The following is a 20633-nucleotide window of genomic DNA, read 5'->3' as shown; positions in this document are numbered from 1 at the left end:
GAGCGCGGCAAGCTCAGTCGTCGGTATCGGTGTCGGTGACCTCGACCTCCGTCAGCCGCCGGGTCACCTCGGGATCGAGATCCTCGTCCGGCGTCTCGGCGATCGCGGCGCCCCCGACGAGTTCCTGAGCCCAGGAGAGAAGCGTCTCGGCACGTGCGTCCTGGAACGCGGAATAGTCGCCGCGCACGGCCGCGTCGTACGCCGGCGGTGACACCAGGAGGCTTTCGAGCCGTGCGCGGATCTCCTCTTCTCCACTGAAGTCGATCTCGTCCTTGAGGTAGGCGGCGGGGGCCTGGTCGGCCACGGCCTGGTTGCTGATCGCGGTCAACATGACGATGTTGACCAGCGTGTTCGCCCGTTCATAGGCGAGCCCTTCGCGCATCAGCCACGCCTTCGGGAAGAAGTGGTGGTACTGCATGTCGTTGGACATCGCCAGGGCACGGCCGGTGTCGATCCGCTGCCCCGTGCGCAGGTCGCGCGGTCCTGCGGCCGCCAGGAGCAGAGCGAACGCCTTCGTCCTGCCGCTGTCGCGCCTGTACTGCTGAGACTTCCAGAGCCCAACGCTCAGGGGCGGCGTGTCCACGGTGATGCTCTTGGCCGCACCAGATGCGAACGCGGCGACGGCGGCGAGGTCGTCGCTCATCTTCCGGGCGTTCCAGCCGTCGTAGTAGGCGGTCAGCGCCGTCTTCCAGAACCAGCTGCGGATCGCGGCGAACTGGCGCGCGTCGGGCTTCGGGAGCCGCCGGAAGATCTCGATGACGACCGCGAGCTGGTTCGGATACGGGAGCGCCTCGGCGGTCGGTGTGCCGATCTCGGTGGTGAGGAAGTCCACGGCGCGGCGTGCGGCGTCCCCGGTCTCCGCGATGGCCGAGGTCAGCTTCTCGTGCGGCAGGGCGGGCAGCCCTTCGAGGTCCCTCGTGGAGAACCCGAGGTCTGCGGCGGCGGAGATCGCCCTGAGCAGCAGTTGCCGGTCAATCCGGCCGTAGTGCTTGCGTGCGAGGACCGCACGGACGCCGTCGATCGCGTCGAGCAGGTCGAACTCGTCGGTCCAGGTAGCGGCGCGGACGAACTCCACGGTCGTGAGCGGGGTCCCCCGCGTGTTGACGCGCTCGAAAATGCGGCCGACCTCGGTGAACGACGTTCTTTCTAGTGTCACCACGGCGACCTCGTACTGGGCGAATCGGTTGAACAGGAGGTCCGCTCGGGCCTGCTGCTCTTCGGGGAGCTTCATGACCCGTTTGAAGAAGGCGGACGGATCGGTCAGGAAGCGGAGCGGGACCTGGTGGGCCGGCGGGTCATCGAGATCATCGCGGTGCAGAAAGCGCTCTTCCCGCAGGTCGTATGCGAGGTTCCAGTTACTCCGTGGGTCGTCCGGCTCCCAGTGGAGCGCGCCGCAGATCGTGGACAGCCGCTGGCAGCCGTCGAGGAGGTAGGCAGTGACGTCCTCGTCCTCGCGGACGTCGATCGCAAGGTCGGCGATGGTGCGTTCGCTCGCGAGGGGAAGATCGCTGCGCCACAGCAGGAGGCTGCCGATCGGGTAGTTGCGCGCTATCGAGTCCAGAAGGTCGAGCACCTGCTCCCGCGTCCAGACGAACTCGCGCTGGAACTTGGGGAGGCGGATCCGCCCCTCGCGGACGCGTGAAGCCAGTCCCGTGATCAGCTCCGGGACCGGCCTGTGCTCCCGTTCCTGCGACCTTCTGGACACCCCATCCCCCGCTCCGCCCGCCTGTCGCGCCTTTGCCACATCATGACATTTACCCCTGACGTTCTGACGTTCCTTTTAAGGATGTTGTGGGACTTCGGCCGGATCGCACGAGTCAGGCCAGGGAGCCGCAAAAGCGACAAAGCGGTCAGTGGCCTGGTGGATTGGTTGGGGGGCCTCTAGACGGGAAATCGTCGTCGCATGGAGATACCGCGGACGCTGGTGCTGACCGGGCACTTTCCACCGGAGCCCGGCGGCGTTCAGACGTTCACGTGGGAGCTGGTCCGGCGGCTGCCCGTGGACCGGGTGGTCGTCGTGGCGCCCGCGTGGCCGGGGTCCGCGGAGTTCGACGCGGCCCTCGCGTTCCCCGTCGTCCGGCGGCACGGGTATCTGCTGTTCCGCGGGCTGCGGCGGCTCGTCGTCCGGCACCGGGTCGAGGCCGGGTGGATCACGGCGGCGGCGCCGTTCGGGATGTACGCGCCGCTGGTGCGGGCGGCCGGGGTGCGGTGGCTGGTCGGGTCCGCCCACGGGCAGGAGCTGGGGTGGTTCCGGGCGCCGCCGACGCGGGTGGCGCTCCGGGCGGCGGCGCGGTCGTTCGACGTCCTCACCCATCTCAGCGCGACCACGCTGCCGGAGCTCCAGGCCGCGGTCGGCGACCGGACGCGGCTGGCGCGGCTCGCCGGGGCCGTCGACACCGTGCGGTTCCGTCCGGGGCTGGACGGGTCGGCGGTGCGCCGCCGGCACGGGCTCGGGAACGGGCCGGTGGTGCTGAGCGTCGCGCGGCTCGTCCGCCGCAAGGGCCACGACATGCTGATCCGCGCGTGGGCCGACGTGGTGCGGCGCCGTCCGGACGCCCGGCTGGTGATCGTCGGGGACGGTCCGATGCGGCGCAGGCTCGTCGAGCTGGCGGACCGGGAGGTGCCGGGGACGGTCACGGTGACCGGGCCCGTCTCCGCGGCGGAGCTGCCGCGCTACTACGCCGCCGCCGACGTGTTCGCGCTGCCGTGCCGCGACGACCGGGCGGGGCTCCAGACCGAGGGGCTGGGCCTGTCGGTGCTGGAGGCGTCGGCGTCGGGGCTGCCGGTGGTCGTGGGGCGGTCCGGCGGCAGCCCCGAGTCCCTGATCAACGGCCGGACGGGCGTGCTGGTCGACGCCGCCGGCCCGGACGAGATCGCCCTCGCCCTGCACCGCCTGCTCGGCTCCCCCGAGCGCGCCGCCGCGATGGGGGCCGCCGGACGGCGGTGGACGTGCGAGCGGTGGAGCTGGGACGCCGCCGCGGCCCGGCTCGCCGGCCTGCTGAAGGACTCCGCCCCCGAAGCGCCGCCGAAGCACGACACACCGGGGATGGAGCCCGCATGGGACTCAGGGAGCAGCTGAACAAGCGCGACTTCCGGCGGCTCATCGTCGGTCAGACGGTCTCCTCGTTCGGCGACTGGATGGGCACCCTGGCGCTGATGTACTTCGTGCTGCTGCTCAGCGACTCCACGACGGCGGTCGGCGGCGTGCTGGTGCTGCGGCTGCTCCCGTCCGCGCTGGGCGCGCCGGTGGCGGCGCGGGTGGTGACGCGCTGGCGGCGGCGCAGCGTCATGATGTGGGCGACCCTCGTCCAGACGGGCATGGCGCTGGCGCTGCCGATCGTGCCGTGGCTGGGGTGGGTGTACTTCTGGGCCTTCATGATCGAGGTGGCGGGGCTGATCTTCCTGCCGGCCCGGGACGCGTCGATCCCGTTCCTCATCGAGGACGAGGAGAACCGGCACGACACGGGCACGCTGGAGATCGCCAACGGCATCACGATGGCCACCTCGTACGGGATGATCCCGGTGGGCGCCGGCGCGTTCGGCCTGATCCTGCTGTTCTCGGAGAACATCGGCCTGCACGGCAACTGGCGCTACGCGGTGGTGTTCTGGCTGGACGCCCTGACGTACCTGATCTGCTACCTCGCCATCCGCTCGATCCCCGACCTCGGTCCGGGGCCCGCCGAGCGGCGGGAGATGGAGCGCACCGAGCAGGAGACGTCGTCCCGCGGCCTGCTCTCGGGCCTGCGCCTGCCCGTGGTGCGCGGCGTCCTGCCGGGGGTGGCGGTGGTGTCGCTCGGGCTGGGGGCGCTGTTCTCGCTGGGCGTGGTGTTCGTGCGAAACGTCCTGACCGCGGGCCCGGTGGGGTTCGGGACGCTCGTGGTGCTGTTCGGCGTGGGCGCGCTCGTCGGGCTGCTGATCATCCACCGCAAGGTGCGGAACCTGTCGGTGCAGATCCGGGCCGGGACGGCCGTGCAGGGTGTGGTGATCTTCCTCATGGCCCTGCTGGGGACGGTGACCTGGGCGTTCATCGGGGCCGTGCTGTTCGGCGCGGCGGCGACCAGTGCGCTGGTGGGCGGGATCACCTACCTCCAGGAGGCGCTCAGCGGGGCCAACCGGAACCTGGCCCTCACGGCCTTCCACGCCGTTCTGCGCTTCGGCCTGGCGCTGGCCGCGCTGCTGGCCGGGGCCGCGGCCGACCTCCTGAGGAAGGCCGGCGCGGCCCCGCTCGGCCTGTCGCCGTCGCAGTTCGTGCTGGCGATGTCCGGGCTGGTCGTGCTGTTCGGGGCGTCCCTGATCCGCGTCCCCGGCGGCAATGGCCTCTCCGCTAAGTGACCGGGACGGGGCCGGGCTTCTTCTCCTGTTCCATCGCGGACGCCTCGCCGCGGCTGTTGGCGGCGCGGAGGGCGACGACGGCCGCAGCGACCAGGAAGAGCGAGCTGGCCAGCAGCGCGCGGGAGAACCCGCCGGTGAGCGCCTCGGGCACGGGCCTGCGGTCGGCCAGCAGGTCGTTCGTGCGGGCGGTGGCGACCGCCGAGAAGATCGCCAGGCCGAGCGCGCCGCCGATCTGCTGGGACGCGTTGAGCAGCGCCGCCGCCAGCCCTGCCTTGTCCGGCGGGACGTTGGCGTTGGCCGCTGTGGTGACGGCCACGAACGTGAAGCCGAGCCCGAACGAGGTCACCATCAGGCCGGGCAGCAGGTCGGCGAGGTAGTGGCCGTCCACCGGGACGCGCGACAGCAGGTAGATGCCCGCGGCCGCGAGCAGCAGCCCGAAGATCATCACCGGCCGCGTCCCGGCGCGCGCGATCAGCGGGGCGGACGCGCCCGCCGCGACGCCCACGCCCGCGCAGAGCGGCAGGTAGGCCGAGCCGGTCTCCAGCGGCGAGTAGCCGAGGACGTTCACCATGTAGAGGCTCAGGAAGAAGAACATCGACAGGAACCCGGCGACCGCGACGAGCTGGGTGACGTCCGCGGCGGCCAGCCCCCGGATCCGGAAGATCGACAGCGGCAGCAGCGGGTTCCGGCCGCGCTGCTCGGTGACCAGGAAGGCCAGCAGGACCGCGGCGGAACCGGCGAGGCCGCCGATCGTGCGGCCCGCGTCCCAGCCCACCTCCGGGGCCTTGACCAGGGTGAACACCAGCAGCAGCATCCCGCCGGTGACGAGGACCGTGCCGAGCGCGTCGAAGCCCGCGAGCCGGGCGCCGCGCCGGTCGCCCTCGACCAGCAGGAACAGCCCGGCGATGACGAGGACGCAGACCGGGACGTTCACGAGCATCACCCAGCGCCAGCCGGGCCCGTCGGTGAGCAGCCCGCCGAACAGGACCCCTGCGGCGGAGGCGCCGCCGCCGACGCCGCCCCACACGCCGAGCGCCTTGGCGCGGTCGCCGCCCTCCTTGAAGGTGGTCGTCAGGATCGACAGCGTGCCGGGCAGCATCAGCGCGGCGCCGACGCCCTGCGCGAGCCGCGCGGCGACGAGCGTCCCGGGCGAGGCGGCGAGCCCGCCCGCGATCGAGGACAGCGAGAACAGCACGGTGCCCGCGACCACGATCCGGCGGCGTCCGAGCAGGTCGGCGAGCCGGCCGCCGAGGAGCATGAAGCCGCCGTAGGTCAGCAGGTAGCCGGACGGGACCCACTGCAGGTCCTGGACGGAGAAGCCCAGGTCGGCGCGGATCGCGGGCAGCGCCACGTTGACGATCGAGGCGTCGATGAAGTCCAGGAACGCGATGGCGCACAGCAGGGTCAGGGTGAGCTTGCCGCGTCCCGTCGCGAGGAGGGACGGAGGGGATTCGGTCATGCGGGCCTCCGGTCGATGGGCCCGCGCCGGTGACCTTCGGCGCGGGACGCTCGGGGGCTCGTTCGCTCCCCCGGGTCGGTTCGGTTCGCGTTCCATGAGCGGATCGGAGGGCGGGAGTGTGACGCGGCGGCCCGGGAATGTGGGTCAGGTCACAATCGGGTAGCGGATGTCACACTCGGGGGGCCGGCCGCGCTCAGAGGGGTGAGCGCAGAGGAGGTCGAGCCATGTCCGAAGGCACAGCCGCCGACATCGCGACGGAGGTGTTCGCCGGGCACCGGGAGCTGCTGTTCTCGGTGGTCTACAACATGCTCGGGAGCGTCGCCGACACCGAGGACGTCCTGCAGGACGCCTGGCTCGCATGGGCGTCCCGCAGCGCCGCCGACGCCCCCGGGGAGATCGAGAACCCGCGCGCCTACCTGGTGCGGATCGCGGTCAACACGGCGCTGTCGCGGCAGGCCGCGATCAGGCGCCGCCGCGAGACGTACGTGGGGCCGTGGCTGCCCGAGCCGCTGGTGACCCGCGACGACGTGGACGAGTCCGCCGAGCGCACCGAGGCGGTTTCGATGGCGCTCCTGGTCGTCCTGGAGACGCTCACACCGCTGGAGCGGGCGGTGTTCGTCCTGCACGAGGTGTTCGGCTACGCGCACACCGAGATAGCGCAGATCCTGGAGCGCAGCCCATCGGCGGTCCGCCAGCTCGCGCACCGCGCCCGGGAGCACGTGCACGCCCGCCGCCCCCGCTACCAGGCCGACCCGAAGGTGCAGCGGAAGGCGACCGAGCGGTTCCTCCAGGCCGCCCTCGGCGGCGACCTCGACGCACTGATGGACATCCTCGCCCCCGACGTGACGCTGTGGACGGACGGCGGCGGCAAATCCAGGGGCGTGGCGGCCCTGCGCCCCATCCAGGGAGCCGACCGGGTGGCGCGCGTCATCGCCGGGACGACCAGCCGCGCGCCCCTGGAGCTGGACATCTGCTACCGCACCGTCAACGGCGACCCGTCAGCGGTGCTGTTCGACAAGAACGCCCCGTTCGCCGTCATGGTCCTCGACCTGGACCCGGACGGCTACCACGTCCGCGGCGTCTACGCGGTCACCAACCCCGAAAAACTGACCCACATCGAGGAGAACGAGGAGATCGAGGACGAGGACTGAACTCGCGGCTCACGGGCGGCCCCGCGCCTCACCGTTCGGTGGTCGTCTCAGGGGGTGGCGCCGGAATGGGGCAGGACGCACATGGCGTCTAGGCCGAGGACGCGGTTGAGGCGGCCGAAGGCCAGCCAGGAGCCGATGCACATGCTCAGCTCCACGATCTCGGCCTGGGTGTAGTGGGCGGCCATGCGGGTCCAGAAGTCCTCGTCCAGGCCGTGGTGGTCGAGGATGTATCGCTCGGCGTATTCGGCGGCCAGGCGGGTGCGGTCGTCGAAGGCGTCGGTGGTGCGCCACTCGGTCACGGCGTCGGCGAACCCCTCCTCGACCTTCTGCCCGTCGCGCTCCGTCCGCCAGTCGAGGCAGAACAGGCAGCCGTTGAGCTGGGCGACGCGCAGCCGGGCGGCCTCGAACTCGCGGAGCCCGAGGGTGGTGTGCGCGTAGACGGCGAGGGAGAGGTTCGAGGCGGCGGGGCCGATGCCCGGCACCATCTCGCCCCACACGTACTGGATCGGGTCCTTGCCCTCGGGGATCTCGATGTTCACGGGCCTGCCCTTCTGCTGACGCCTCTCATGGCGCCGTCCTGCCGAGTTTGCCCACGGCGGGACGGACGGGAACGTCGAGCGCGTCGTAGAGCCCCGGTTCGGCGTCCACGAGCCAGTCGATCGCGTTCACCAGGCGGCCGGCGGCGGTGGCGTTCCCGCCGGCGGCGCGGTTGCCGTGCTCGTCGGTGGCCTCGACGGTGACCTCGATGCGCGGGACGCCCTCGATGACCACGCGGTGCGCGCCGTCGCCGTCCGGAGGCACGGGCCAGTCGGGCGCGCAGGACGGGTGGATGCGCGTGACGTGCTCGACGACGATGCGGGGCTCGCCGCCCACGATGCCCTGGACCTCGAACCGCACCGCGCCCTGCGTCCCCTTCTCGAACTCGCCCATGGACACGGTGGTGATCGTGGCGTCGAGCGGGCGCCGGTCGACGGTCTCGCGGATCTCGTCCAGCTCGACGCCGAGGGCGCGGGCCATCAGCCTGACCTGGCCGCCCCACACCATGGTCGGGACGGTCGCGGCGAGCATCGGCGGCTCGTAGTCCATCGGCTGCCCCATGCCGACCAGGTACCGGACGGAGTCGGGCTGGTCGTAGGTGGAGTAGTCGAAGATCTCCTGGCAGCGGACGACGTCGATCGTGCCGCCGAGGCCGCTGACCAGCAGCGGCAGGACGTCGTTGCCCCACCCCGGGTCGACGCCGGAGGCGAACAGGGAGCCGCCGCCCTCGGCGATCGCGTCCAGCACCGCCGCGCGCATCTCGGGCGGCGCGTTGCGCTGGTCATAGAGGGCGTACAGGGCGGGTGTGACGACGACCGCCCCGGCGCGGATCGCCTTGAGGACGTCGGCGAGCGCGTCGTCCGGGCGGATGTCGCCGGACGCCGCGTACACGACGGCCTGCGGACGGTCGGCGAGCACGGCTTCGACGTCGGCGGTCGCCGCGACGCCCAGGTCGCGGCCGAGGCCGGCGAGGTCGCCCGCGTCCCGTCCGACCTTGCCGGGATCGTGGACGATCACGCCGCTCAGCCGGAGCGCCGGATTCGCCTCGACGGCCCGCACGGCCAGCCGTCCCATGTTGCCGGTACCCCAGACGACCACGGAGATCATGCGCGGAATGTACCAGGACCAAGCAAGCACTTGGTAGCCACATGTGGACACGTAAATCTTTCCCCCAGCTCGTGACGCGGCCCCTAAATCCATATAGAACACGTTCTAATCTCACGAGTGAGGGAGGTCACATGAGTGACACCACCCCGTCCCTTCGCGTGTCCCGTCGCGGTTTCATCGTTGGAACCGGTTCTATGGTCGGGCTGGGCCTGCTCGGTCGGACCGGAGCCGCGGCGGCCCCGGCCCCCGCGCCGATCGCCAACGGCGCCCGCGTACCCGTCCTCGTCATCGGCACCGGCTACGGCGGCTCGGTCGCCGCGCTGCGCCTCGCCCAGGCGGGCGTCGACGTCCACATGGTCGAGATGGGCATGACCTGGGACACCCCGGGTTCGGACGGCAAGATCTTCTCGGGCATGAAGTCGCCGGACTACCGCGCCTACTGGCTCCGGACGCGGACCCTGCAGCCCATCAGCAACTTCCTCGGCTTCCCGATCGACAAGGACGTCCCCAAGTACACCGGGATCCTGGACGCCGAGGACTTCGGCGGCATCCTCGTCTACCAGGGCCGCGGCGTCGGCGGCGGCTCCCTCGTCAACGGCGGGATGGCGGTCACGCCGAAGCGCTCGCGCTTCAGCGCCATCCTCCCCTCGGTGAACGCCGACGAGATGTACAACGTCTACTACCCGCGCGCCAACTCCGGGCTCGGCGTCAACGAGATCGACCGGGCCTGGTTCGACACGACCGACTGCTACCAGTACGCCCGGGTCGGACGGAAGCACGCCGAGCGCTCGGGGTTCGAGTTCGTCTACGTCCCGAACGTCTACGACTTCAACTACATGAAGCAGGAGGCGGCGAACGCCGTCCCGAGGTCGGCGCTGAACACCGAGATCCTCTACGGCAACAACTACGGCAAGAAGTCACTCCAGAAGACCTACCTGGCGCAGGCCAAGGCCACCGGCCGGGTCGCCATCTCGGCCCAGCACAGGGTCACGTCGGTGTCCCCCGCGTCCGGCGGCGGATACACGGTCGCCATCGAGCAGATCGACACCACCGGCAACGTCGTGGCGACCAAGACGGTGACCGCCGACCGGGTGTTCTTCGCCGCCGGCAGCGTCGGCACCAGCAAGCTGCTGGTCAAGCTCAAGGCGACCGGCGCGCTGCCCAACCTGAACGGCGAGGTCGGCAAGGGCTGGGGCGACAACGGCAACGTCATGGTCGGCCGCGCCAACCACATGTGGGACCCGACCGGCAGCCTCCAGTCGTCCATGCCCACGGGCGGCATCGACAACTGGGACGCCGGCGGCGCGTTCGCCGAGGTCGCGCCGCTGCCCACCGGCATCGAGACGTACGCCTCGTTCTACCTGTCGATCACCAACACTCCGCACCGGGCCGAGTTCTCGTGGAACGCCTCCGCCGGACGCGTCGACCTCAACTGGCAGAAGTCCTGGAAGCAGTCCAGCATCGACATGGCCAAGACGATCTTCGACAAGATCAACAGCAAGGAGGGGACGATCTACCGGACCGACCTCTTCGGCACCTACAAGATCTGGGGCGACCACCTCACCTACCACCCGCTCGGCGGCGCCGTCCTGAACAAGGCCACCGACAACTACGGCCGCCTGCACGGCCACCCCGGCCTCTACGCGATCGACGGCTCGCTCATCCCGGGCAACACCAGCGTGAACCCGTTCGTCACCATCACCGCCCTCGCCGAGCGGAACATCGAGAAGATCATCGCCACCGACCTGTGATCCACCGGGATCCGGCCACGGGCGCGTGTGGCCGGACCCCTTCCACGGGCGCACGGCTCTACGGGCAGGCGGGGAACAGCCGCCGCGTCCCCGTGCCGGCCGCGTAGGCGGCGGGATCGCTGAACCGGCAGCCGAAGTCCGGACGCGCCACCACCGACGGCCTCGTGACCACGTCCCCGGCGGGCCGCACTCCCCTGTCGATCCAGCGGACGAGATCGTCCCAGGCCGCGCCCGCCTCACCGCCTGAGAACTCGCAGTGCTGGGTCGTGCGGACGGCACGCTGGACGAGCAGCCTCGACCGGTGGTTCCGCGCGACCTCCTTCGCGTAGATCTGCTCCATGGAGAACGGGACGAACAGGTCCCCCAGCCCGTGCAGGCTCAGGACCGGGACGTCCGGACGCCCGTTGATGCGCGGAACCTGGGACAGCCGGTTCGACAGCCGCGCCGGCAGGTTCTGGACCCGCACCCGCTGGACCGTCCTGTTCACGTCGACCGGGCTGTTCGGCTCGTACCGGGTGAACAGGTTCGTCCCCAGCTGCCCCGGCTCCTCGGCCAGGGTCGCGTCCGGCTTGGGAGGCTCGGCCAGCGTGAACGGGAAGTCCTTCCAGACCGCGAACGAGTTCACAGCGCCGGGACGCTCCCCGCCCGTCCGGTTGACGACGATCGAGCGGAACTGCTTCCCGCGCTCGTTAGTGGTGTCCGGCCCGCCCGGCTGCAGCCCGGTCAGCCCGAGCGCCGCCTCGATCTTCGGGACGGTCACCGTCGCGTACTGCTCGGTGACCGGGTACTCGCGGACGCCGGACAGGGCCTGGGCGACGAGGTTGTAGTCGAGGAAGTAGTCGAACAGCTCGTCGTCGCCGAGCACCCCGCACATGGGAAGCGCGCCGTCGTAATACCCGGGGAACTGCTCCAGCGAGCGTCCGATGATGTGCCCGCCCATGGAGACCCCGGCGATGATGCGCTGCTTGGGCCGCCCCACCTTCGCGGCGAAAAGCTCGGCCACGTCGCGAGTGCTCAACACGCCCGCGCGGACGTCGTACCCGTTGTCGTAGTAGGACGACGCGGCCCACGCGTACCCCTGGTCAAGGAGCCGTTGCTGCAGGCCGAACGAGGGCGGCCCCACCGTGAGCACCTTCCCCTGCCCGGCATAGCCGTGGGCCCACAGCGCCAGTTTGCCGTTCCACTGCGGCGGCACCTCGATGTCGTAGGCCGCATGGCGGTGGACGCCCTGGATCACCCGCGACGGCTCCCCGTGCACCTGGACGGGCGCGAGCGGCGGATTGACGATCGTGTACCCGGGGAGCGGCTGGTCGCCGGGAACGCGGTCGGCACGGGCCGCACCAGCCGGAACGAGCGCGGAGAGCACCAGCGCGGAGAGAACGGCGAGGGGACGAATGCGCATGAAGCGCATTACATACCGTCCGGTCGGTCAATGGAATGACGAGACCGCATCCGGCCCCTCGTGCTCGTCGCGCGGACGGGCGGCAGCGCCATCCGGTCTTCCGCGTAGCCCGCCGTCTAGAAGCCCAAGAGGCGCGCTCCTACGCCGGGCGACCTCCGGCGCGATCAGGCCCCCGGATTCGCATAGCGGTCGGCCGTGGCCCGTACCCGCAGGGACGGGCCACGACCGAAAGGGTCAGCGAGACGGTCCGGTGGAGGTGTCACCGGAGGCGCGCCGCTTGTTCTCCAGTTCGGTGACGTTGCCGCTCTTACGAGCCGTCCCGGAACGCGTTCTGCGTACGGTGCCACCGCGGTCGCGGGTGGCGCGCATGACGTCGACCATGGCGGTGGGCCCCCTCCATCCTCGATCCTTGGCGTAGGCACGGGCGTCCCGGCGCAGCTTGACAACCGCCTCGGAACCTCCGCGCGGTATCCACGAGCGAGTGGCGGCCCTGGTGACTCGGCGCCGTTCGCGGCCCTCGTCACGCGCGATCCGATATTCGGTGCGGTGCTGGAGCCAGGTTGGCAGGGCGGGTTGGAGCAGCGCGGCGACGGCTCCGAAGAGCGCCACAACGGCGACGCAGCCCGCGACCCACCGGGCCAATGCCGGGTCACCGGTCGCCTCGAACACCGCCACGGCGGCGGCAGCGGGGGTGCCGGCCGCGAGTGCGACCAGGCTGCACCCCTGTTTCCAGGTCACCGCCGCCTCGCCTCCCCGCTCTGCGCCGCGGTGCGGCACGGACCGGCATCGGACATGCTCCCCAACAAAGCGGCGGAGTAGGTATCAACCTGTGCGGCTTTGCCGTACGGTGGAACCACAATGTGCTCAGGTATGGGTAGTGCCGAGTCTTTCCCGGCACCAACGCTCCTGTGATGCATTAAAACCACCCCAGGGCTCTCCTCTAGTGAAATCGGGACGGGTCTTGCGGGGTGAGGGCCGTCAACCTACCGGTGAGCTGCGCCAACAACCGGCGGTAGGGATGACGGCCCTCGGCTTATCCGGGCTTTCCGCTTTTCGCTTCCCGGACAAGATCTATAAGAAAAGGGCCACGGCCGGGTCCGTCTCCTAGTTCCCCTTACAGGAAATGCCGTGAGCCCCATCTGGACTGATCACGAAGTGCCGCTTATCGATACCTCCTGGCCCACCCGCTCCCCGAACCGCGTTCTGCCCGGACCGCGTTCGGTCAACTGGCTCCGCAGCGTCTGCCACCCCGGCGAGGACAGCGTGACAGGACCGGAAGAGTCGCGTTTCCGCACTAGGCAACGACTCTACTCCTCCACGGCCCCAAAGTTGCGCACACGTTGCCCCTTGTCGCCGATGTCGCCCATATCACTACTAAGAGTGAGCAAACGATCATGATTAGTGTTTTCGATCATGCGTGCGAATCATGCAGAACTGCTCATTACGTGGCGAGTCGGACGCTTTACATGCGACGGTCAGACGTCAAGCGATGGCTCGTCATCGAGATACCCGTGAGTACGGTCGCATTCCAGCGCGACGCCGTCGACAACTACCGGCAGTAGTAAGCACTCCGACAGGAGCGAAGAGCATCTACGTTCCTTGATAAGGCTTTACAAAGTATATTCCGTCACCGACAGTGACGATCTATGACTGCAACATCATGCTGATGCGGAGGTGTGCCGGAGGTGACGCAGCGACGTATCCATAGCGCCCGCTCTGGCTTGGGTCGCGGAGGAGGCAGCAGAGCCGCCTGCTGTTCCCAGTTGTCGGCGTATCGTGGAGGATCTCTTCGAGCCGCTCGCTCAGCATCCGGTAGCGGCCGGGATCCCGGCCCCGGTTGACCTCGATGCAGCCGGGACGGGATCGCCTCGGCCTCCGCGACCAGCCGGTCCCGGGCCTTGATCAGGGCCTCGCGGTAGCGGATCGTCGCCCCCTGCCGTTGGCGACGATTTGCGCCTTGAACCCGCCGAACAGCACCCCGGCGACGTAGTGGCGCAGCATGTGCCGGGCCTTGGCTTCGATCAGCTTTTCGGCTTCGAGGACGTCGCCCCGGGTGGCGTACCGGCGCTGGAGCGCCTCGCGCTCCTGCTCGCTCTACTCGGCGAACATCTCTCGAAGACCTCGTCGAGGTCGCGCCCGTCGCGGACGGCGCCCTTGACGGTGTTGCCCTCGTAGAAGATCCGCACGACCGCGCCGTCCGCCTCAGCGTCGGCGAGCGGGTAGCGGTCGATGACCGGGCCGAAGATCTGGCTGGTCCGCTTCTTCTTGCCCATGATGATCGGCGTACCGGTGAAGCCGATTCGTGCGCAGTCGGGCAGCGCTTCGAAGAGGTTCGTGTCCAGCCGCGAGCCGTGCGACCGGTGCGCCTCGTCGTTCAGGATGACGACCGACTCGTCGGCGTTTCAGCTCGCCGAGCGAGGGCGCCGTCTCGCTCGGCCCCCGTCGGACTTCCGGGCGGCCACGTCCTGTTGCTTCAGGATCATCACGGCGACAATGCCCGGCCCGTGCTCCGAGAGGAGCCGCTTGGCCTTCTTGACGCTTGCGGCCTCCTGGATCTCCTCGCCGGTCATCAGCGTCCTGGAGAGTTGCCTTTGCAGCTGCGTCCGGTCGGTGACCAGGACGACCTTGGCGGCGGCCAGCCCCTCGATCGACCGCATCCGCGACGAAGACCTCCTGACCCTCCGTCCCAATGCGGCCTCGGCCGACTCCCGACCAGGCCAACGCGGACGGCAACGCCGCCGCCCGAACCCGCCGAGCCAAGCCCACCGCAGACCGCAAAAAGCCCCCCACCGGCACGTCCTGACCTCAAGTGCGGTTGCCGTGGTGGCTGGGGGGCAGCGTCAGGCGGCGTTGGTGGGCCGGTCGGTGACGGGAAGCCTCATGGTGTGGTCGCCGAAGTCGGCCACCAGGTCGAGGTGTCCTCCGAGTGCCTCGACGTATCGGGCGATGACCTCGATGGAGGTGACCTCACCGTGTTCGATCTGGGAGATGCGGGCGACGCTCACGCCCATGCCAGCGGCGAGGTCCTTCTGGCCGAGGCCAGCGTGCTTGCGGGCTTCGGCGAGCTGGTGTCCGCGCGTCTCGGCGAGGAGCCTGCGTGCTCCGGACTCGATCTCGGAAGGGGAGACGCCGGCGGCGTGCAGTTCTTGTTCCAGGGTTTCCCAGTCCTGCGGAGTGCGCTTGGGCACGGTCACTCCTCCTCTTGGGTGGTGTGGTCGATGTAGAGCTGTTCGGCCAGTGGGATCTTGTCGCGGTACCACCGCTCCCAGTTGCCCGCCTTGTCGCCGCCGAGCAGAAGGAGCGCTGATCGTGTCGGGTCGAATGCGAAGATTATCCTTATCTCGGATCGGCCGCGGGAACCGGGTCGTAGCTCCTTGAGGTGGTGCAGGTTGCTGCCTTTGAGGCGGTCGACCAGGGGTCTGCCCAAGGTCGGGCCCTCTTCCCGTAGTGCCGCCACGGCCTGGGCGACCTGCGTGGCAGAGCCGAGATCCTCTTTGATCAAGGTACGGAACCACGTCGCGTACTCCTCGGTCACTTTCACGGCCCAGGTCAACGACGGTCCTCCTTCGAAACTTAAGGATAGCCTTAACCTAGTCTCCTGCCTCCTCCCACGGGTGCTGACAGGCGAACTGGGCTGGGGCGGCCTCCGGCGGGTCTCAGGATCAGCAGAGAGGCCCATCGGTGCGAGGCCCGCACTGATGCCGCTAGTCGTGTTCCAGCACCACGGCGGCCAGCCGGTTCTGCTCCGTCACGCACCGACCGCGCCCGACGATCACGCCACGGTCACGTGATGGTCAACGCCGGCCGGTGGGCTGGGATACCTTCTCGTCCGAGCCGGGCCAGGCCCCGCGGGCGCTGATCTCGAGCATCAGGGCGGCGATGTTCCAGGCGTCGTCGGGTCCGCTGTGGTGACGGCCCTCCAGGGGCAGGCCGGCGTGGTCAAGTGCCGCGCTCATCCCGGGCTTCCTGCGGAGGCCGAAGCACTCGGTGAAGGCCCGCTTGGCGTTGGTGTGCCGCGAGCTGAACGGGTAGGACACCCGGCCGCCCGAACACTGGTGTTCGAACTGCCTGCGGTCGTAGTCACCCCAGCTCGCCCAGGCGCGGGACCTCGACCGATGCTCCCGTTCCAGGAGGGCGCACGCCTCCCTGAATTCGAGCCCGCCCTCGACTTCGGCCGAGGTCAGCCCGGTCAACTCAGTACAGAACGCACTTACCGCCGAGCGGGCAGGGCGGACCAGAATGCGGTGCTTGGCCACCCGCTTCCGCGCCTCCACGTCCACCACGCAGAGCCCGATCTCGATGATCTCGCTGACCTCCCCGGGCGGCGGACGTCCCTCCCAACAGGTCGCTTCCACATCAATGACATTGAGAAACTGCCCAAAATTTTCCATAGCCAAGCAACGCTACCGACGAACTCCCGGCCTGGCGACTCGTTTATGGACGCCCACCTGAATTGCGAGGAGGTATGGAGACCGGAAAACGCGGATCTCCGTCCGGACGGTGAGGGAGGCGGTTCGTCGCGGGACCGGAGCGTGGGGTCACATCGTGTACACCTGGCCGGTCTGGCGGCCCTCGATCGAGCGGATGTAGGCGTCGGCGGCGACGGCGACCGGGACGGGCTGGAAACCGGCGAACAGGTCGCCGTAGACGTCCATCGACTCGGCGAAGACGGTGGGGCTCACGGCGTTGATCCGCTGGCGGTGCGGAAGTTCGATCGCGGCGGCTCGGACGAACGCCTCGACGGCGCCGTTCACCGTGGACGCCACCGAGCCGGTGACGACCGGGTCACGAGTGAGGACGCCGGTGATGAGAGTGAACGAGGCCTCCCCGCCCATGAGCATGCTGCCTTGACGGACGAGTTCGATCTGGCTGAGCGCCTTGCCGGTGAGGCCGTCTCGCATGTCCTGGGCGCTCAGCTCGGTGAAGGGCTTCCACGGAACGCTGCCCGCGGTGTTCGCCACGGCGTCGACCCGGCCCGCCCGTTCGTACATCGACCGGATGGAGTCCGGGTCGGTGATGTCGACGGAGATGTCGGAGCCCGAGCGCGAGGCGGTGACGATCTGGTGGTCACGCTTCCGCAAGGCGCTGTGGACGGCGCTTCCGAGGGTGCCGTTCGCGCCGATGAGCAGGATCTTCATGGAGGGATGATCGTTCGTCACGGTCCCGAAGTCCAGCCATAAAGGTCGTCCCAAACGGGGAGGGCATGCCGCACCGCGGGATCGGACGTACGGTCAGAGAAGCGTGACCTTGGGTTGGAGCCGCAGGTACTCGCCGTACCGTCTGGCGGCCTGGTCGAGGGCTTCGAGCTGCGGACGTGTCAGCGCCCGGTAAGGCCGCAGGTCGAACCGCACATGGTCGCGGCCGACGGTGCGTCGCATGGAGGCGGAGAGCTGGGCGTCGACCAGGGCCATCCCGATCGCGGCCTCCCGGGTGCGCGGCACGTCGCCGGCGGCGTCCAGCACCCAGCGGGAGTCCTGATAGCCGCGATACGTCTCGTCGAGGATCTGCAAGAGGTGGCCCCCGGGGTCCTGCGGTCCGTCGGGAGCTTCTCCGGGCGCGTGCCAGAAAGTGCGCCCGTCGTGCTGGAACGAGTCGAGCCGATCACGCACCTGGTGCAGGCCGGCACGCACGTCGGTGAGGGTGAGCGTCGCCCAGTAGGCGAGGTCCCGTTCGGTCGCCGGGCCATGCCCGGTGAAGTACCGCAGCGCGAGTTCGGCCAGGGCCTCGGTCCGGTCGAGGCGCCGTGGTGCCGGCACGCGCTCGGACATGAGCGCGTAGGTGTGTTCGCCCTCGACGGGTCGCCCGCTGCAGATCAGGCCGTCCAACTCGGCGTGGGCCAGCAGGATGACCGGCATCTGCCCGCCGCCCTGGACACCGCGCTCGCGCAACTCCTCAGCCAACTGCTTGCGCGTGAGATGGCCACGGCTCGCCAACGCCTCCATGACGGCGGCGACCGCCCGGTCGATGGCACGTTCGTCGAGGCCGTGGGTATCGCGCAGCTGCCGGCCGGTGACCTGGCGGACACGAGGACCGGTCAGGTCGAGCAGCCAGCCGACGTCCTCGGCTCGCACGAAGTGCCACGTCGGGCGCAGCACATGCGTGCGCACGATGGCGCCGTCGTCGAGGAGGGTCGCCAGATCGGCCCGGTCGGGGTTCCGTGTGCGGGAGGCCACGGCCCAAGCCGCCTGGCTGGAGTTCTCCGCCTGGACGGCCAGCAGTGATCCCACCGCCTCACCCGCCGACCCGACGTAGGGCCAGACCAGGTGCTGAGAGCGCAACCGCCAACGAGCGATGTCGATGTCCCGCACCACGCCCCCATCTCCTGGACTCGAACCGGGAACAGCCTAGGCAGGCGCTCTGACATTCAGCCGGTCGGCGGACGTTCGTCAGCCCAAAGGCGCTCACGCCCCTTCCGCAGCGACCGTTGCGGAAGGGGCGCGGCTACGCGGTGATCCGTTGGGCACGGGGTGCGACCCGCCCGAACTTCGAGGGTCGGCGGGGCGCACCCCGGCGCTCAGTTGTAGAAGGTCGCGCTGTGGATGTCCACCGGGTTGGCGGTGTCGCCGGTGGCCACGCCGTAGACGGCCACGAAGGCCGAGCCGGTCGAGACCAGGCCGGTGTAGTCACCGAGCATCCGACCGGAACTCGTCGACGGCACCGTCCGCGCGTCGAAGGGGCCCTCGATGTGCCGCTCGCGCCACGATCCGGACTTCGTGCATTCCTGCGCGCAGGTCACGGCCCAGAAGTCGGTGGGCAGGCCGGCGGCGGACGTGTTCTTCCGGAAGTCGTAGTACGTGACCGCCACGGTGCCGCCGGGGGATACCGCGATCGCCGGTACCACGGCCGAACCGGAGGGCGTCTTGTCCACGCGAACCGGGCTGGACCAGGTCTTCCCGCCGTCGTTGGACTCCGCGTACTGGACGTGGAAGGTGCCGTCGGCGTCCTGGCTCTGCCAGACGATGTTCGCCGTCTTGCCGCCCGGCCGGGCCGCCAGCAGCGGCAGCGAGGCGTTGCGCACGGGGTCACCCGAGTTGTCGGGGTCGGGGACCTTGATGCCCACGGCCATCGGAGCCGCCACGTTCAGCGTCGGCGCCGACCAGGTGTCGCCGCCGTCTGTCGAGCGGATGACCTGCGTGGCGGCGGTGGTGTCGGTCTCCTGGTGCATGCCCATCAGCAGCGTCCCGTCGGCCAGCGGCACCAGCTCGGTACCGATGACGCCGCTGTTGGTCGGGAAGTCGTACACCTTCTTCGTGGTCCAGGTACGCCCGTCGTCGGTCGACTTCGCCATGTAGATCGGCTGTACCCAGCTCTGCGTCGTGTCGGTCGACCGGGTCTCGACCCGGTCCCACACCGCGTAGACCACGCCCGGGTGGTACGGATCGGCCGTGATCGCGGGGCGGTCGTTGAAGAACCGCGGATCGTCGTCGCGCTTCAGGGTCACCGGACGATCCCAGTGCATGCCGCCGTCACCGGACCGCGACACCAGGATCGCCGTCGTCTCGCCGGAACGCGACAGCGAGAACGACGCGGTCACCGCCGCACCGGACGGCGTGATCGTGACCCAGTGGTCCGTCGTGACGTCGTAGTCGCCGCCGTTGGCCGCGGTACCGCCGTCGCACCGGGAGAACGCGGGCTGCTCCGCCGACGGACGCCACGTCGCGCCATTGTCGTCGGACACGGCGGTGGCGGTTCCATTGCTCCCGTACCTGTTCCACCGGTCCTGCTGGTACACCGCGACCAGATGCGACGGCCGCTTCGGATCACGAGCCACCATGGGCTGAACCTCGGTGTTCGGGTTCAGCACATAACCGTCGCCTTCGGGCTGCCCACAGCCCGAAGGCAGCGCACTTTTACCCGATATACGCACCACACTGGCAGGGTCGGACCCGTCCGCGAAGGCGGATTGAACCGCGAAGTTCAAGGCGAACACGGCGGCCGCCATGGCCGCCATTAACGTCGAAGGTCGTTTCAAAGGTGCCTTCCTCATCCTCGATCGGGGTGTCTCCGCAGGACGCGGCCATGAACCGGACAACGCGCCCCAGCGGACGCCGGAACGGCACGACCGACGCTACAGTCCAAGATCGACTTCTATCCCGCGAACGAGGAAATCAAGATCATCTCCGACCTCTCCCCGACCGGTCGGCCCGCCGCGCCGGCCGCTCAGCGAGGAAGATCGAGGTCGTCCCGCTTCAGCCGGGCCAGCAGCCCGCCGAACGCCTCCCGCCCGAACACCAGCCGTTCCCCATCCGGATCCTTGGAGTCCCGCACCCACACCCGACCGCCCAGCTCCGCCAGCTCCACGCATGCATCGTCATTGCCGCCGCCGCTGTGGGAGCTCTTGCGCCAATTGCTCACTCGTACTTCCTCAGCATCCGATCCATCAGGGCTTGCGAGTCCGTTCGAGGCAGGGCAAGTGCCCCGATCTGGTCAAAACGTACTTCGAGTAGGGCTGACTCGTCACCGGCTTCGATCAACCGCCCGGCGACCTGCGCGACGGCGTAGGAAACACCCCGACCATTGATCGTCATCACCTGGAAGTGCCCGTCGTGCCCTGGATGCCACCCCGAAGCGCGCGGGACGACGCGGACGCAGACGCGGTCGGTGTCCCCCAACTCGATGAGATGGTGCAACTGCTCCGCCATGACTTCGCAACCGCCCACGACGTTGTCGAGTACCTCTTGGTCGATGAGAATCCACAGGTAAGGCGGCTCCTTCCGCAGCAAAATCTCCTGGCGCTTCATCCGGGCCTGAGCTTCAGCCTCGGCTTCATCGGCACGACCCGCGGCTTTGAGGAGAGCCTGCGCATATGCCTTGGTCTGCGCCAAGGCCGGGACGGTCTTGCCGTGGTACATCTTGATGACGTCGGCCGCCTCCTCGTACTGGAGGTACTGCTT

General features: G+C 69.5%; 18 protein-coding genes and 1 pseudogene. 4 read left to right on the top strand and 15 right to left on the bottom strand.

Annotated elements, in window-relative coordinates; all coding sequences use genetic code 11:
- Window positions 1-13: 13 nt before the first annotated feature.
- Window positions 14-1705: a DUF262 domain-containing protein gene (locus K4S16_RS35095; RefSeq protein ID WP_160161143.1), complete on the bottom strand. Its 1692-nt coding sequence runs from the start codon at window positions 1703-1705 to the stop codon at window positions 14-16.
- A gap of 198 nt (window positions 1706-1903) precedes the next feature.
- Here K4S16_RS35095 and K4S16_RS35090 point away from each other — a divergent pair, with 198 nt between their 5' ends.
- Together K4S16_RS35090 and K4S16_RS35085 are read left to right on the top strand one after the other, a co-directional pair.
- A complete protein-coding gene (locus K4S16_RS35090) occupies window positions 1904-3079 on the top strand; it encodes a glycosyltransferase family 4 protein (RefSeq protein ID WP_200842297.1) in 1176 nt (391 codons plus the stop codon).
- Entirely contained in the window at window positions 3058-4332 is a 1275-nt protein-coding gene (locus tag K4S16_RS35085) for an MFS transporter (protein WP_149263380.1), read from the top strand. The genes K4S16_RS35090 and K4S16_RS35085 overlap by 22 nt, the downstream gene beginning before the upstream one ends.
- Here the strand turns inward: K4S16_RS35085 and K4S16_RS35080 are convergent.
- The gene (locus K4S16_RS35080) at window positions 4325-5791 is read right to left on the bottom strand and encodes an MFS transporter (protein ID WP_149263379.1); all 1467 of its coding nucleotides are present in this window, start codon (window positions 5789-5791) and stop codon (window positions 4325-4327) included. The genes K4S16_RS35085 and K4S16_RS35080 overlap by 8 nt on opposite strands.
- Window positions 5792-6015: 224 nt before the next feature.
- Between K4S16_RS35080 and sigJ the strand changes: the two genes are divergently transcribed.
- Window positions 6016-6942 carry an RNA polymerase sigma factor SigJ gene (sigJ, locus tag K4S16_RS35075; protein ID WP_149263378.1) on the top strand — a complete coding sequence of 309 codons (927 nt, stop codon included), beginning with the start codon at window positions 6016-6018 and terminating at the stop codon, window positions 6940-6942.
- A 47-nt stretch (window positions 6943-6989) separates the two neighbouring features.
- Here sigJ and K4S16_RS35070 read toward each other — a convergent pair whose 3' ends face one another.
- Window positions 6990-7481 (bottom strand): carboxymuconolactone decarboxylase family protein, encoded by a 492-nt coding sequence (locus tag K4S16_RS35070; RefSeq protein ID WP_149263377.1) that lies wholly within the window; start codon window positions 7479-7481, stop codon window positions 6990-6992.
- 25 nt (window positions 7482-7506) lie between these two features.
- Window positions 7507-8586 carry a dihydrodipicolinate reductase gene (locus K4S16_RS35065; protein ID WP_149263376.1) on the bottom strand — a complete coding sequence of 360 codons (1080 nt, stop codon included), beginning with the start codon at window positions 8584-8586 and terminating at the stop codon, window positions 7507-7509.
- A 131-nt stretch (window positions 8587-8717) separates the two neighbouring features.
- Here K4S16_RS35065 and K4S16_RS35060 point away from each other — a divergent pair, with 131 nt between their 5' ends.
- A complete protein-coding gene (locus K4S16_RS35060) occupies window positions 8718-10337 on the top strand; it encodes a GMC oxidoreductase (protein ID WP_149263375.1) in 1620 nt (539 codons plus the stop codon).
- Window positions 10338-10395: 58 nt separating this feature from the next.
- On the opposite strand, the gene K4S16_RS35055 is transcribed toward K4S16_RS35060, so the two are convergent.
- From K4S16_RS35055 to K4S16_RS44650, 11 genes and pseudogenes are all read right to left on the bottom strand, one after another.
- Window positions 10396-11739 (bottom strand): hypothetical protein, encoded by a 1344-nt coding sequence (locus K4S16_RS35055; RefSeq protein ID WP_200842296.1) that lies wholly within the window; start codon window positions 11737-11739, stop codon window positions 10396-10398.
- Window positions 11740-11973: 234 nt separating this feature from the next.
- Window positions 11974-12477 (bottom strand): hypothetical protein, encoded by a 504-nt coding sequence (locus K4S16_RS35050; RefSeq protein WP_149263373.1) that lies wholly within the window; start codon window positions 12475-12477, stop codon window positions 11974-11976.
- A 1283-nt stretch (window positions 12478-13760) separates the two neighbouring features.
- A pseudogene (locus tag K4S16_RS46035) lies at window positions 13761-14396 on the bottom strand (DEAD/DEAH box helicase family protein).
- Between the two features lie 183 nt (window positions 14397-14579).
- Window positions 14580-14927, bottom strand: coding sequence for a helix-turn-helix transcriptional regulator (locus tag K4S16_RS35035; protein WP_149263371.1), 348 nt, complete (start codon window positions 14925-14927; stop codon window positions 14580-14582).
- Window positions 14928-14929: 2 nt separating this feature from the next.
- The gene (locus K4S16_RS35030; protein ID WP_235037266.1) at window positions 14930-15292 is read right to left on the bottom strand and encodes a type II toxin-antitoxin system RelE/ParE family toxin; all 363 of its coding nucleotides are present in this window, start codon (window positions 15290-15292) and stop codon (window positions 14930-14932) included.
- Window positions 15293-15533: 241 nt separating this feature from the next.
- Complete coding sequence (locus tag K4S16_RS35025) at window positions 15534-16130, bottom strand: 3'-5' exonuclease (protein WP_149263369.1); 597 nt, start codon at window positions 16128-16130, stop codon at window positions 15534-15536.
- Between the two features lie 147 nt (window positions 16131-16277).
- The gene (locus K4S16_RS35020; RefSeq protein WP_149263368.1) at window positions 16278-16877 is read right to left on the bottom strand and encodes a short chain dehydrogenase; all 600 of its coding nucleotides are present in this window, start codon (window positions 16875-16877) and stop codon (window positions 16278-16280) included.
- A gap of 93 nt (window positions 16878-16970) precedes the next feature.
- Complete coding sequence (locus K4S16_RS35015) at window positions 16971-18050, bottom strand: winged helix DNA-binding domain-containing protein (protein ID WP_149263367.1); 1080 nt, start codon at window positions 18048-18050, stop codon at window positions 16971-16973.
- Window positions 18051-18253: 203 nt separating this feature from the next.
- Window positions 18254-19681 carry a sialidase family protein gene (locus K4S16_RS35010; protein ID WP_160161142.1) on the bottom strand — a complete coding sequence of 476 codons (1428 nt, stop codon included), beginning with the start codon at window positions 19679-19681 and terminating at the stop codon, window positions 18254-18256.
- Window positions 19682-19899: 218 nt separating this feature from the next.
- The gene (locus K4S16_RS35005; protein WP_149263365.1) at window positions 19900-20094 is read right to left on the bottom strand and encodes a DUF397 domain-containing protein; all 195 of its coding nucleotides are present in this window, start codon (window positions 20092-20094) and stop codon (window positions 19900-19902) included.
- The coding region (locus K4S16_RS44650; RefSeq protein WP_235037265.1) for a DUF5753 domain-containing protein at window positions 20091-20633 on the bottom strand (543 nt) is incomplete at its 5' end. The genes K4S16_RS44650 and K4S16_RS35005, both read right to left, overlap by 4 nt.

Origin of the sequence: Actinomadura sp. K4S16, assembly GCF_008327685.1 — a bacterium.
Classification (GTDB): domain Bacteria; phylum Actinomycetota; class Actinomycetes; order Streptosporangiales; family Streptosporangiaceae; genus Spirillospora.
Note: the sequence above shows the minus strand (reverse complement) of the source record. Positions and strands in the feature narration are given on the sequence as shown.